This window comes from Blautia sp. MSK17_66, from assembly GCF_020538025.1.
Classification (GTDB): domain Bacteria; phylum Bacillota; class Clostridia; order Lachnospirales; family Lachnospiraceae; genus Blautia_A.
Genome location: NZ_JAJBNQ010000001.1, coordinates 115,240 through 128,362, shown reverse-complemented (window position 1 = coordinate 128,362; position 13,123 = coordinate 115,240). Strand labels below are relative to the sequence as shown.

Genomic DNA, 13,123 nt, shown 5'->3' with positions numbered 1-13,123 from the left:
GAGGAAAAAATCATGCAGTTAAAAAGTCAGGAAATGAGAAAACTTGCACCGGAGCTTGATCCGCTGCGTATTGGAACCGGATGGACAAAAGAAGATCTGGGAAAAGTTCAGGTTATGGTTGAGAGTACTTATGGTGACAGTCATCCGGGAAGCGGACATCTGAACATCCTTGTAGAAGAGGTACGCAAAGGAATTGCAGAAGAAGGTGGATTTGGAGCACGTTACCATTGTACAGATATCTGCGACGGTGAAAGTCAGGGAACAGACGGAATCAACTACAGTCTGGCAAGCCGTGAGATGATCGCAAATATGATCGAGATTCATGCAAATGCAACACCGTTTGACGCAGGTGTATATCTTTCAAGCTGTGATAAAGGTGTGCCGGGAAATCTGATTGGACTTGCCAGAATAAATATCCCGTCTGTATTTGTTCCAGGTGGAACCATGAATGCCGGCCCGGAAATGCTGACTCTGGAACAGCTTGGAATGTACAGCGCAGGATTTGAACGTGGTGAAATTGATGAAGAGAAGCTTGACTGGGCAAAATGTAATGCATGCCCAAGCTGTGGAGCATGTTCCTTTATCGGAACTGCATCTACTATGCAGATCATGGCAGAGGCACTTGGCCTTGCACTTCCGGGTACAGCACTGATGCCGGCAACCAGTCCTGACCTTCTTGACTTTGCAAGAGAAGCAGGAAGACAGGCGGTAAGAATCGCACAGATGGAAAATATGCGTCCTTCTGACATTGTGACCATGGACAGCTTTGAGAATGCAATCTTTGTGCATGCTGCAATTTCAGGAAGCACAAACTGTCTGCTCCATATTCCGGCAATTGCACATGAGTTGGGTATTGAGATTACAGGAGATACTTTTGATAAACTGCACAGAAATGCAAGATACCTTCTGGATGTACGTCCGGCAGGCCGCTGGCCGGCAGAGTGCTTCTACTATGCAGGTGGTGTACCGGCAATCATGGAAGAGATCAAAGAGCATCTTCACCTGGATGTAATGACCGTTACCGGAAAGACATTAGGAGAAAACCTGGAAGAACTGAAGAACAACGGATTTTATGAAAAATGTGATAAATGGCTTCAGGAGTTTAATAAACGTTACAACGTAAATGTTACCAAGGAAGATATTATCCGTCCGTATGACAAAGCCATTGGAACAGATGGAAGCATTGCAGTTCTTCGTGGAAATCTTGCTCCGGAAGGTGCCGTAATCAAACACACTGCATGCCCGAAGGAAATGTTTAAATCTGTTCTTCGTGCGAGACCGTTTGACAGCGAAGAAGAATGTCTGGATGCAGTTCTGAAACATAAGGTTCAGAAGGGTGATGCAGTATTCATCCGCTACGAAGGACCAAAGGGAAGCGGAATGCCGGAAATGTTCTATACTTCTGAGGCAATCAGCAGCGACAAAGAACTTGGAAAGAGCATTGCCCTGATCACTGACGGACGTTTCTCAGGTGCATCTACCGGTCCGGTTATCGGACACTGCAGCCCTGAGGCTGTTGATGGAGGCCCGATCGCACTTGTTGAAGAAGGCGATCTTATCGAAATTGATGTTATGGAAAGAAAACTGAATATCATCGGAATCGCAGGGGAGCGCAAGTCTATGGAAGAAATCGATCAGATTCTTGCAGAAAGACGTAAAAACTGGAAACCACGTGAAATGAAATACAAAAAAGGTGTACTCAGACTTTTCAGTCAGCATGCTGCAAGTCCGATGAAGGGAGCCTATCTGGAGTATTGATTATGAAGCATAAATTTATTACGATTGGCGAGATCATGCTTCGACTGACTCCGCCGGATTATGAAAAAATCAGAACAGCAACATCTTTTGAGGCAAGATACGGGGGAAGTGAGGCCAATGTGGCCCTCTCCCTTGCAAATCTTGGAGTAGATGCATCATTTTTTACAGTAGTTCCGGGAAACAGTCTTGGAAAAAGTGCTGTGCGTATGATGCGAAGCAATGATGTAAATTGTGACAGCGTAATTTATTCAACAGAGGAAGAGACACCTGCACATCGCCTTGGAACCTATTATCTGGAGACAGGTTACGGAATCCGCCCAAGTAAAGTCGTTTATGACAGAAAACACAGTGCTTTTTCAGAGTATGATTTCAGCAAAACAGATGTAAAAAAACTTCTGGAAGGCTATACCTGGCTTCATTTGAGCGGCATTACTCCTGCACTTGGAAAAAGCTGCAGTGAACTGATCCTGACATGCCTGAAAACAGCAAAAGAAAACGGCATGACAGTCAGCTTTGACGGAAACTTCCGAAGCACCCTGTGGAGCTGGGAAGATGCGAGGGATTTCTGTACTCTCTGCCTTCCATATGTAGATGTTCTTTTTGGGATTGAACCATATCATATCTGGAAAAATGAAGAAGATCATAGTGCTGGCGATGTAAAAGATGGTGTTCCATTCCAGCCGGACCGTGATCAGCAGGAAAAAGTTTTTAAAGCTTTTGTGGAGAGATATCCGAATATCAAATGTATTGCAAGACATGTACGTTTTGCACACAGCTGCAGTGAGAACAGTCTTTCCGCATATCTCTGGTTAAATGGAAAAACCTATGAGAGCAAACGCCTGACGTTCCATATCCTTGACCGTGTCGGTGGTGGAGATGCTTTTGTAAGTGGCATCATCTATGCTCTGATGAACGAATATACACCAGATGATATTGTAAACTTTGGTGTTGCGGCAAGTGCAGTGAAGCACACGATCCATGGTGATGGAAATATCACAGATGATGTTTCTCTGATCAGACATGTGATGGAAATGAATTTTGACATTAAAAGATAACATAGTTTTTTGAGTGAAAGGAAATTGAAATGATGGATCTAGCAGAGAAGTTTCAGAAAATCGGAGTTGTTCCGGTAGTAGTACTGGAAGATGTAAAGGATGCAGTTCCGCTTGCAGAGGCACTTGTTGAAGGGGGACTTCCATGTGCAGAAGTTACATTTCGTACTGAGGCAGCGGAAGAATCTATCCGTCTTATGGCAGAGCAGTTTCCGGATATGCTTGTAGGAGCAGGAACTGTTCTTACTAAGGAACAGGTGGATGCAGCTGCAGCAGCAGGTGCAAAGTTCATTGTAAGCCCAGGATTTGACCCAGAGATTGTAGACTACTGTCTGGAAAAAGAAATCCCTGTTTACCCGGGATGTGTTTCACCATCTGAGGTTGCTCAGGCAGTTAAAAGAGGACTTAAGGTTGTAAAATTCTTCCCGGCAGAACCGGCAGGCGGACTTCCGATGATCAAAGCAATGGCTGCTCCTTATGTAGGACTTAAGTTTATGCCGACAGGCGGAATAAATGCAAAAAATCTTGAGGAATATCTTTCCTGCGATAAAATCATCTGCTGTGGTGGAAGCTGGATGGTAAAAGGAGAGCTTGTCAAAGCAGGAGAGTTTGACAAAATCAGAGAACTGACCGCAGAGGCAAGAAAACTGGTTGATTCCATCCGAAAATAATTGGAAATCTTACACATATTCATATTCAGCGAAAAGCAGAGCCTTGTATTAAAACAGGGTTCTGCTTTTTTTTCGATTACAGCAATTTTTTATTCAAATTGCTTTGGTATAGTGAAAGAGAAATCTTGACAAATTCTTCAATCACTATATAATTACTAATGGTAATTAACAAAGGTAACTATATAGGAGCGTGCGATATGACAAACGAAAAAGTTAAGAGAATGCTTGATGCATGTTATCAGGCAAAACGAATACGGGAATTACTTCCGCCACTCCCACAGGGAGTTATGCCGTCTTATATTCAGTATATGGATACGATCCAGAAACTGGAAAAGCAGGGAATTCAGGTAAAGATTTCGGATATCAGTAGTGTAATGAATCTGCCGCGTCCGGGAGTGACCAGAACAGTAAAAGAGATGGAAACAAAGGGATATCTTCACAAGTTTGCATCTAAGGAGGATGGACGTGTCACATACATATCCATCACTGACGAGGGAAGAAAATTATCACAGAAATATGACCGAGATTATTTCAGCGAGCTGGCTTTTTGTCTCAGTGACATTTCAGAGGAAGACGCGGATTGTATGATCCAGACTATCGAGAAATTCTATCAGATCATGTGTGAGAGGAGAAAAGAATATGACAAACGATAAAGCAGATTTTACCCAGGGAAGTATCCTGAAAAAGCTGGTCTCGTTCATGATGCCGGTTCTTGGAGCATTAATCCTGCAGGCTATGTATGGCGCGGTTGACCTTCTGGTTGTAGGAAGGTTTGGTTCCACATCAGGACTTTCCGCAGTTTCCACCGGAAGTCAGGTATTGAACCTGGTAACTTTTGTGGTAGTTCAGTTTGCAATGGGCATTACTGTTCTGATCGCCCGTTATCTTGGTGAAAAAAGACCGGAGAAAATAGGTGCAGTCATTGGCGGCGGAGCCGTTGTGTTTACAATCATATCTGTAGTATTGTTTTTTGTAATGGTGTGTTTTGCACATCCGATTTCGGTACTTATGCAGGCACCGGCAGAGGCTGTTGACCTGACCTCCAGTTATGTACGGATCTGTGGAGGCGGTATCTTTTTTATCGTGTCTTATAACCTGTTGTCGGCAATTTTCCGTGGTTTGGGCGACAGTAAATCACCGCTTCTTTTTGTGTTGGTTGCCTGTATCGTAAATGTGATCGGAGATATGGTTCTGGTAGCCGGATTTCATATGGATGCAGCCGGTGCTGCAATTGCAACGGTCACAGCACAGGCACTTAGCGTAGTATTTGCTGTACTTCTTCTTATCAAAAAAGACTTGCCGTTTACGATTAAAAAGAGTGATTTCAGACTCAATCCACAGTGTAAGAGATTTCTTCAGATTGGATTGCCGCTTGCACTGCAGGAGTTTCTGACTCAGCTTTCTTTCCTTGCACTCTGTGCATTTGTCAACCGACTTGGTCTGGAGGCTTCCTCCGGATATGGAGTTGCCTGCAAGATCGTTAACTTTGCGATGCTTGTACCAAGTTCGCTGATGCAGTCCATGGCATCCTTTGTATCTCAGAATGTGGGAGCGGGCAAGACAAAACGTGCGAAACAGTCCATGTTTACAGGAATCGGAGTTGGGCTGGCGGTCGGATGTCTGGTATTTGTGCTTGTTATGTTTAAAGGCGATGTGGTCGCAGGTATTTTCTCAACAGATGCATCCGTTATCCAGAATGCCTTTGCTTATCTGAAAGGTTTTGCACCGGAAACGATTGTAACTGCGATTTTGTTCAGTATGGTTGGTTATTTCAACGGAAATAACAAGACGGTCTGGGTCATGATCCAGGGACTGGTACAGACACTTCTGGTTCGTCTGCCGCTGGCATATTATATGAGTATTCAGCCAAATGCAAGCCTAACAAAGATTGGTCTGGCAGCACCGGTGGCAACTGTGACAGGAATTATTTTGAATGTGGGATTCTTTGTATATCTGAATCGGGCAAAAAAAACAGCTACTTCTCCATCTTTTTAAGCTCCGGCAGCACAGTACAGAGCATGGTCACAAAACAGATGCTTCCTCCGATGACGTTTGACACTGGTTCAGCGAGGAACACGCCTCTGGTTCCCATATGTAAGGCATATGGCATCAGATAGGTAAGCGGAACTACAATAAATACCTTGCGGAGCAGAGAGAAAAAAATCGCGAATTTCTTTTTGTTCAGGGACTTAAATACAGTCTGTCCGATATACTGCAGATCCATAAAAATAAAGGCAGCGAAATACTGTTTTAATGCGATTACTGCATCCTTTAATAAAACCTTATCGGAACTGAAAATGCGGATCAGTACTTCCGGGATTAAAATAATCATACTCCATGTAACAGCGGTATAGATAAGAACCATGACTGACAGTATAACACCGGCTTTGCGTACGTGCTTTGGGCGGTATGCACCATAATTGTAGCTCAGGATTGGAGATGCTCCTTCATTCATTGCATGAAGAGGTGTCTCTATCAGCTGGCGTACACTGGAGACGATAGTCATAACAGAGATATAGATATCTCCTCCGGTAACAGAAAGTACATTGTTGCAGCAGATCGTTACAAGACTGTTTGTCAACTGCATGATAAAGCCGGCAGAGCCGAGACTTACAATATCTTTGGCATGACCGGTACACGCAGAAAACTCGTTTTTTCTAAGAAAACGTACTCTTAATTCTGCTTTTTTTGTAAGGAAGAATAAAACAAATGCCGCGGATAAAGACTGAGATAATATGGTGGCAATTGCAGCTCCCTGCACTCCAAAACCAAGGACAAAGATAAACAAAGGATCAAGCAGAAGGTTTGCAACAGCGCCAATGGCAACAGAAAGCATACCGATGGTTGAGTATCCCTGAGCATTGATAAAAGGATTCATTCCAATGGAGATCATGGATGGAATAGTTCCGATCAGGTAGATCATCATATAAGAATAAGCATAGGTCAGAGCATTCTGAGAAGCACCGAATACGGTCAGTATCGGGCGTGCAAACAGAAAGCCGACGAGCATCAGGAAAACACCGCAGGTGCAGAGCATAGAGAAAGAGGTATCCATGATCTGTACGGCAGAGTTTTCCTGTTTTTTTCCTCTGTAAATAGAAAACAGCGGTGCACCGCCACTTCCAAAGAGGTTTGCGAAGGCAGTGATGATCACGATCAGTGGGAAACAAAGCCCCACTGCACCAAGTGCAGCGGTTCCTACTTCAGGGATTCGTGCAATATAAACACGGTCGACAATGTTATATAACAGGTTTAAAATCTGGGCAACCAGCATGGGCAAGGTGGCTGCCAGAATATTTCCGGTTACGGTTCCGTTTTCGAAGTCAATTCTTTTCATTTTGCAGATATTCCTTTAAAAATTATTAATAACTGTTCATAATCATTATTATTTAAGTATAGCACGGGGGAATTTGTATGTAAATTGCTGTGAAGCGTTACTTCGAGAAAATGTTGACAGTTGTTTCTCTACATGATATGATAAATTCGATTTTGAGAGACGAAGATGCAGAGTAACAGACAGAGTCTTTTCAAAGCAATTGTTTTGGATCACTCCACTGGGGTTAAGGCCATACGGACAGCCGGGTCCACTGCCGATTATGGTAACTTTGGTTACCTTATTGATTGAGTTAGAAGCTCAAATTTTATAAGTAGGTTCCTTTGATAACCGAGATGCGCCCAAAGCGCAGACTTGTGAAACGATCAATAAGAGTAGTAAAAGTATGATTGCTATATAGACTCTGACACGCATGCGAATACAGATCAGACGCAGGTTTGTGGCTTAGTGCCCTAATCTGCGTTTTTTTATTTTTGCTCAGTCTGTGGAATGTGGTTTGAGGGTTGAGACAAAGGAAACTGGAAATGGAGGAATGATGAAAGGAAGTCGATTTAAACTGAACCAGAATCATGCACCGATACATGAAGCTCTGGAGACTTTCCGACGCATGAGAGTTGTACCTTTTGATGTCCCCGGTCATAAGCGGGGGAGAGGTAATCCGGAACTGACAGAATTTCTGGGACAAAAATGTGTAGGGGTGGATGTCAACAGCATGAAACCACTGGACAACCTCTGTCATCCTGTATCTGTAATACGGGAAGCAGAAGAACTGGCAGCAGATGCTTTTGGAGCAGCACATGCATTTCTGATGGTAGGAGGCACGACAAGTTCCGTACAGACGATGGTGTTGACGGCCTGCAAGCGCGGAGATGAGATCATACTGCCCCGTAACGTTCACAGGAGTGTTTTGAATGCACTTGTCTTGTGTGGTGCAATTCCTGTTTATGTAAACCCGGAGGTGGATCAGAGACTTGGAATTTCACTGGGAATGCGCAGGGAGCAGGTAGAAAAAGCAATAAAAGAACATCCGAAGGCAGTTGCGGTACTGGTAAATAATCCGACGTATTATGGAATATGCAGTGATCTGCGTGCGATCGTCAAGATGGCACATGATGCAGGAATGCTGTGCCTGGCAGATGAGGCTCATGGAACGCATTTTTATTTTGGCGGAGGTCTTCCGGTTTCGGCTATGGCAGCAGGTGCAGATATGGCATCGGTATCCATGCATAAGAGTGGGGGAAGTCTTACACAGTCTAGTCTTCTTCTTACAGGGCCGAACGTACATGCAGGATATGTACGCCAGATCATTAATCTGACACAGACTACTTCAGGAAGCTATCTTCTGATGTCAAGCCTTGACATTTCAAGAAGAAATCTTGCACAGCGCGGTCGTCAGATTTTTCACCAGGTAGCAGATATGGCGGAATATGCCAGAGAAGAAATCAATGCGATCGGCGGTTATTATGCGTTTGGAAAAGAACTGGTAAATGGAAATTCGGTTTTTGATTTTGACATTACGAAATTAAGTGTACATACGCTGGATATCGGACTTGCAGGAATCGAAGTTTATGATATTCTGCGGGACGAATATGATATTCAGATAGAATTTGGTGACATTGGAAATATTCTTGCGTATCTTTCCATCGGAGACCGAGCACAGGAAATAGAACGACTGGTAAGTGCACTTGCAGAGATCCGCAGACGTTTTCAGACAGACGGCTCAGGACTTCTCAGTCAGGAGTATATTGATCCTCAGGTAGTGACAAGTCCTCAGGAGGCTTTTTATGCAGATAAATGCAGCCTGCCGCTTCGAGAAACCGAAGGAAAGGTCTGCAGTGAGTTTGTGATGTGTTATCCGCCGGGAATCCCGATTCTTGCGCCTGGAGAACGGATCACAGCAGAGATCCTGGATTATATTGAATATGCAAAGGCAAAGGGCTGCAATATGACAGGACCTGAAGATCCGGATATTTTGAGACTGAATGTTCTGGCAGGGAGGTAATGACAATGGAAATGTGGTTTTCAGAATTTCATACACCGGATGTCAAGCACAGTATCCGGGTAAATCGTCAGCTCTATTCGAAACAGAGCGACTATCAGAGAATTGATATCTTTGAGACACCGGAATTTGGACGTGTGCTGACTCTGGATGGAAATGTAATGCTGACAGAGCGTGATGAATTTATCTATGATGAGATGATCACGCACGTGCCGATGGCAATACATAAGGAAGCAAGGGATATTCTTGTGATTGGTGCCGGAGATGGCGGCGTTGTTCGTGAACTGACCAGATATGACAGAGTACGGCATATTGATCTGGTAGAAATGGATCCGATGGTTGTGGAAGCCTGTCGCGCATATCTTCCGGAAAATGCCTGCAGACTGGATGACAGAAGAGTACATCTTCATTATGAAAATGCGCTGAGATTTATCCGTCGGTGTGAAGCAAAATATGACCTCATCATTGTGGATTCTTCTGATCCGTTTGGCCCTTCTGAAGGTTTGTTTACCCGTGAATTCTATGGAAATTGTTACAATGCGCTGAAAGATGACGGGATTATGGTAAACCAGCAGGGAAGCCCGTTCTATGCGGAAGATGCACATGCCATGCAGCGCAGTCATAAGAGAATTGCCAGCACTTTTCAGATCAGCCGTGTTTATCAGGCACACATACCGACTTTTGCTGCGGGTTACTGGCTGTTTGGATTTGCCAGTAAAAAATATCATCCGGTGGATGATCTGGATGCAGAGGCCTGGAATGCATTAAATCTTCGCACGCGCTACTATACGACAAGACTCCATAAAGGAGCATTTTATCTTCCGGCATTTCTGGAGGATATGCTGAAAGAAGTGGAGGAATAATTTATGATGTTACCTAATATAGAAACTTTTATCGGCTGTGAAAGCAGTTTTGAGGAGGCATCTGTTGTTCTTTACGGTGCACCCTTTGATTCTACAACAAGTTTCCGTCCGGGTGCCCGGTTTGGTCCGTCAGCAATGCGACATGAGAGCTTTGGCCTGGAGACCTACAGTCCATATCAGGATAGAGATCTTATGGACATCAGAGTATTTGACAGCGGAGATCTGGAACTTTGTTTTGGAAGCAGTGAAATGGCACTTTCAGATATTGAAAAGAGAGCAGAAGAGATATTAAACGCAGGCAAATTCCCCCTGCTTCTGGGAGGCGAACATCTGGTGACACTGGCAGCTGTGCGTGCCGCAGCAGCTAAATATCCGGACCTTCATATCATTCATTTTGACGCACATGCAGACTTAAGAGATGATTATCTGGGAGCAAAATTAAGTCATGCCTGTGTGCTTCGAAGATGTCATGAGATTCTGGGAGATGATCACATTCATCAGTTCTGCATCCGAAGCGGTGAGAGAGAAGAATTTCAGTTTGCCAGAAAGCATACAGATTTTCATCCGTTTACGTTTGAGGGATTGAAGGAAACGGTCAGGGAACTGAAAGAGAAACAGGTTCCGGTATATTTTACAATTGATCTGGATTGTCTGGATCCGTCAGTATTTCCAGGAACAGGAACTCCGGAGGCAGGCGGCGTGAGTTTTGTGGAACTTCTTGAAGCTATCCGTACGGTTTCTCAGGTGAACTTGGTAGGAGCAGATGTCAATGAACTGGCGCCTATGCTGGATGCAAGCGGTGTTTCAACTGCAACGGCCTGCAAGGTTCTTCGTGAACTGCTTCTGGCAGTTGCAAAATAAAATGATACCAGTGTCGTCCCCGACACCATAAAAATAACACTATAAAATAAAACTGTTGAAGAAACAGTCAGTTATCAGGAAAAGGAGAAAAATTATGAGCAGAGTACTTGTAATCGGCTGCGGAGGCGTAGCCAGTGTAGCAATTCAGAAATGTTGTCAGGTTGATGAGGTATTTACAGAAATGTGCATTGCAAGCCGTACGAAGGAAAAATGTGATGCACTCGTGGAAAAACTGAAAGGAAAGACAAAGACAGTTCTTACTACAGCGAAGGTTGATGCAGATGATGTGGATCAGCTGATCGAACTGATCAACAGCTATAAACCAGAGCTGGTAATGAACATTGCACTTCCATATCAGGATCTGACGATCATGGATGCATGTCTGGCATGTGGCGTAAACTATATGGATACAGCAAACTATGAGCCGGAAGATACTGATGATCCAAAGTGGCGTGCGATCTATGAAAAACGCTGTAAAGAAGAAGGATTTTCCGCATATTTTGACTATTCCTGGCAGTGGGCATACCGTAAAAAATTCGAGGATGCAGGTCTTACAGCACTGCTTGGATGCGGATTTGACCCGGGTGTTACACAGGCATACTGTGCCCATGCATTAAAGCATGAGTTTGACCAGATTGATACCATTGATATCCTGGACTGCAACGGCGGTGATCATGGATATGCATTTGCGACAAACTTTAACCCGGAAATCAATCTTCGTGAAGTAAGTGCACCGGGAAGCTACTGGGAAGACGGACACTGGGTGGAGATCCCGCCAATGGATATCAAAAGAGAATATAATTTTGACCAGGTTGGAGATAAGGATATGTATCTGCTTCATCATGAGGAAATTGAGTCTCTTGCAAAAACAATCCCGGGTGTAAAACGTATTCGCTTCTTTATGACTTTCGGACAGAGTTATCTGGATCATATGCGTTGTCTTGAAGATGTAGGAATGCTTTCCACAACACCAATCCAGTACAATGGACAGGAGATCGTTCCAATCCAGTTTTTGAAAGCACTGCTTCCGGATCCGGCAAGCCTTGGACCACGTACAAAAGGAAAAACAAATATCGGCTGTATCTTTACAGGTGTAAAAGACGGAAAAGAAAAGACATACTATATCTATAATGTATGCGATCATCAGGAATGCTATCACGAAGTTGGAAGTCAGGCGATCAGCTATACAACCGGTGTTCCGGCAATGTGCGGAGCGCTTATGATGCTGACAGGAAAGTGGATCAGACCAGGTGTGTATACAGTTGAAGAATTTGATCCGGATCCGTTCCTGGATGCACTCGACCGTTATGGCCTGCCGCGCAGTGAAAGCCACGATCCGAAGCTGGTAGACTGATGGAAGGATTGGATAAAAGAGCACCATTTACAGCCACCGGCGGAATCATTCCGCCGGAATTCAGGAATATAAAAACACCCTGCTATATCCTGGACGAAAAAGCACTTATAAAAAATGCAAAACTGCTCGGTGAAGTGGCAGAGCGGACAGGATGTAAGATGCTCCTGGCGCAGAAAGCGTTCAGCAATTATGACTGTTATCAGTTTTTTGAGCCGTATCTTGCGGGTACAGAGGCCAGCGGACTGTTTGAGGCAAGACTTGGAGCTGAGGAAATGCCGGAAAAAGAGGTTCATATATTCTGTGCCGGTTATCGGGCAGATGAATTTGAGGAACTTCTTCAGTATGCGGATCATATCGTGTTTAATTCGCCAATGCAGCTTCTTCGTTTCGGACCAGGAGCAAAAGAAGCGGGAAAGAGCGTGGGACTTCGGATCAATCCGGAATGTTCCACTCAGGATGGACATGAGATTTATGATCCCTGTGCGCCGGGAAGCCGAATGGGAACGACAAGAGCGCAGTGGAATGAAGCATCTCAGAAAAACCCGGAACTTCTAGACTTACTGGAGGGCATTCATTTCCATACTCTCTGTGAGCAGGATTCCGATGATCTGGAGACAACTCTTGTTTTTGTAAAGAAGCATTTTGGAGATTTGGCTTCCAGAGTGAAGTGGATCAATTTTGGCGGCGGTCATCATATTACAAGACCAGGTTATGATATTGAACGACTGGAACGATGCATCCGGATGGCAAAAGATGAATGGAAGGTAGAGGTTTATCTTGAACCAGGAGAAGCATGGGCATTAAATGCAGGATTCCTTCTGACCCGTGTGCTGGATGTCCTGAAAAATGGAAAGACAGAGATTGCGATCATAGATGCCAGTGCGGCCTGTCATATGCCGGATGTACTGGAAATGCCTTATCGCCCGCCCCTTCTTGGAGCAGATGATACAGAAGAGGATAGGATTACAGTTCGACTGGGAGGACCAACCTGCCTGTCAGGAGATGTGATCGGAGATTATAAATTCAGACAGCTTCCCCAATATGGAGATCTTCTTATGTTTGGAGATATGGCCATCTATACTACCTGCAAAAATAATACATTTAACGGGATGCCGTTGCCGGATATCTGGCTCAGACGTGCTGATAACACGATGCAGCAGCTTACAGATTTTGGTTATGCAGATTTTAAAGAAAGACTTGGAAGTCGCAAATAGCGACTTCCTTTTTTGGT

The 13,123-nt window shown here is 44.4% G+C and carries 11 protein-coding genes; 10 read left to right on the top strand and 1 reads right to left on the bottom strand.

What is annotated here, in order from left to right; all coding sequences use genetic code 11:
• Nucleotides 1-12: 12 nt before the first annotated feature.
• The 5 genes from ilvD (at nt 13) to LIR34_RS00560 (ending at nt 5,476) form a co-directional block, all read left to right on the top strand.
• Nucleotides 13-1,758, top strand: a complete 1,746-nt coding sequence (gene ilvD / locus LIR34_RS00580) for a dihydroxy-acid dehydratase (protein WP_173901580.1) — start codon at nt 13-15, stop codon at nt 1,756-1,758.
• A gap of 2 nt (nt 1,759-1,760) precedes the next feature.
• A complete protein-coding gene (locus tag LIR34_RS00575) occupies nt 1,761-2,813 on the top strand; it encodes a sugar kinase (RefSeq protein ID WP_173901581.1) in 1,053 nt (350 codons plus the stop codon).
• Nucleotides 2,814-2,842: 29 nt separating this feature from the next.
• On the top strand, nt 2,843-3,481 hold the full coding sequence (gene eda / locus LIR34_RS00570; protein ID WP_161285072.1) for a bifunctional 4-hydroxy-2-oxoglutarate aldolase/2-dehydro-3-deoxy-phosphogluconate aldolase: 639 nt from the start codon (nt 2,843-2,845) through the stop codon (nt 3,479-3,481).
• A gap of 197 nt (nt 3,482-3,678) precedes the next feature.
• Nucleotides 3,679-4,134 carry a MarR family winged helix-turn-helix transcriptional regulator gene (locus LIR34_RS00565; protein WP_173901582.1) on the top strand — a complete coding sequence of 152 codons (456 nt, stop codon included), beginning with the start codon at nt 3,679-3,681 and terminating at the stop codon, nt 4,132-4,134.
• Nucleotides 4,121-5,476 (top strand): MATE family efflux transporter, encoded by a 1,356-nt coding sequence (locus tag LIR34_RS00560; protein ID WP_173901583.1) that lies wholly within the window; start codon nt 4,121-4,123, stop codon nt 5,474-5,476. Before LIR34_RS00565 ends, LIR34_RS00560 begins: the two co-directional genes overlap by 14 nt.
• Here the strand turns inward: LIR34_RS00560 and LIR34_RS00555 are convergent.
• Entirely contained in the window at nt 5,457-6,818 is a 1,362-nt protein-coding gene (locus tag LIR34_RS00555) for an MATE family efflux transporter (protein ID WP_173901584.1), read from the bottom strand. The two genes, LIR34_RS00560 and LIR34_RS00555, sit on opposite strands and share 20 nt — an antisense overlap.
• A 529-nt stretch (nt 6,819-7,347) precedes the next feature.
• On the opposite strand from LIR34_RS00555, the gene LIR34_RS00550 reads away from it, so the two are divergent.
• From LIR34_RS00550 to LIR34_RS00530, 5 genes are all read left to right on the top strand, one after another.
• Nucleotides 7,348-8,817: an aminotransferase class I/II-fold pyridoxal phosphate-dependent enzyme gene (locus LIR34_RS00550; RefSeq protein ID WP_161285076.1), complete on the top strand. Its 1,470-nt coding sequence runs from the start codon at nt 7,348-7,350 to the stop codon at nt 8,815-8,817.
• Nucleotides 8,818-8,822: 5 nt separating this feature from the next.
• Complete coding sequence (gene speE, locus LIR34_RS00545; protein ID WP_173901585.1) at nt 8,823-9,677, top strand: polyamine aminopropyltransferase; 855 nt, start codon at nt 8,823-8,825, stop codon at nt 9,675-9,677.
• A 3-nt stretch (nt 9,678-9,680) separates the two neighbouring features.
• Entirely contained in the window at nt 9,681-10,538 is an 858-nt protein-coding gene (gene speB, locus LIR34_RS00540; RefSeq protein WP_173901586.1) for an agmatinase, read from the top strand.
• Nucleotides 10,539-10,632: 94 nt separating this feature from the next.
• Complete coding sequence (locus LIR34_RS00535; protein ID WP_161285079.1) at nt 10,633-11,892, top strand: saccharopine dehydrogenase family protein; 1,260 nt, start codon at nt 10,633-10,635, stop codon at nt 11,890-11,892.
• Entirely contained in the window at nt 11,892-13,106 is a 1,215-nt protein-coding gene (locus tag LIR34_RS00530) for a carboxynorspermidine decarboxylase (protein WP_173901587.1), read from the top strand. Before LIR34_RS00535 ends, LIR34_RS00530 begins: the two co-directional genes overlap by 1 nt.
• Nucleotides 13,107-13,123 lie beyond the last annotated feature (17 nt).

Bases quoted from the DNA above. Each gene is read 5' to 3' on its own strand.
- LIR34_RS00530 (WP_173901587.1), top strand. From the start codon at position 11,892: ATGGAAGGATTGGATAAAAGAGCACCATTTACAGCCACCGGCGGAATC.
- LIR34_RS00550 (WP_161285076.1), top strand. From the start codon at position 7,348: ATGATGAAAGGAAGTCGATTTAAACTGAACCAGAATCATGCACCGATA.
- LIR34_RS00555 (WP_173901584.1), bottom strand. From the start codon at position 6,818: ATGAAAAGAATTGACTTCGAAAACGGAACCGTAACCGGAAATATTCTG.
- LIR34_RS00560 (WP_173901583.1), top strand. From the start codon at position 4,121: ATGACAAACGATAAAGCAGATTTTACCCAGGGAAGTATCCTGAAAAAG.
- eda (WP_161285072.1), top strand. From the start codon at position 2,843: ATGATGGATCTAGCAGAGAAGTTTCAGAAAATCGGAGTTGTTCCGGTA.
- speE (WP_173901585.1), top strand. From the start codon at position 8,823: ATGGAAATGTGGTTTTCAGAATTTCATACACCGGATGTCAAGCACAGT.
- LIR34_RS00575 (WP_173901581.1), top strand. From the start codon at position 1,761: ATGAAGCATAAATTTATTACGATTGGCGAGATCATGCTTCGACTGACT.
- ilvD (WP_173901580.1), top strand. From the start codon at position 13: ATGCAGTTAAAAAGTCAGGAAATGAGAAAACTTGCACCGGAGCTTGAT.
- LIR34_RS00565 (WP_173901582.1), top strand. From the start codon at position 3,679: ATGACAAACGAAAAAGTTAAGAGAATGCTTGATGCATGTTATCAGGCA.
- LIR34_RS00535 (WP_161285079.1), top strand. From the start codon at position 10,633: ATGAGCAGAGTACTTGTAATCGGCTGCGGAGGCGTAGCCAGTGTAGCA.
- speB (WP_173901586.1), top strand. From the start codon at position 9,681: ATGATGTTACCTAATATAGAAACTTTTATCGGCTGTGAAAGCAGTTTT.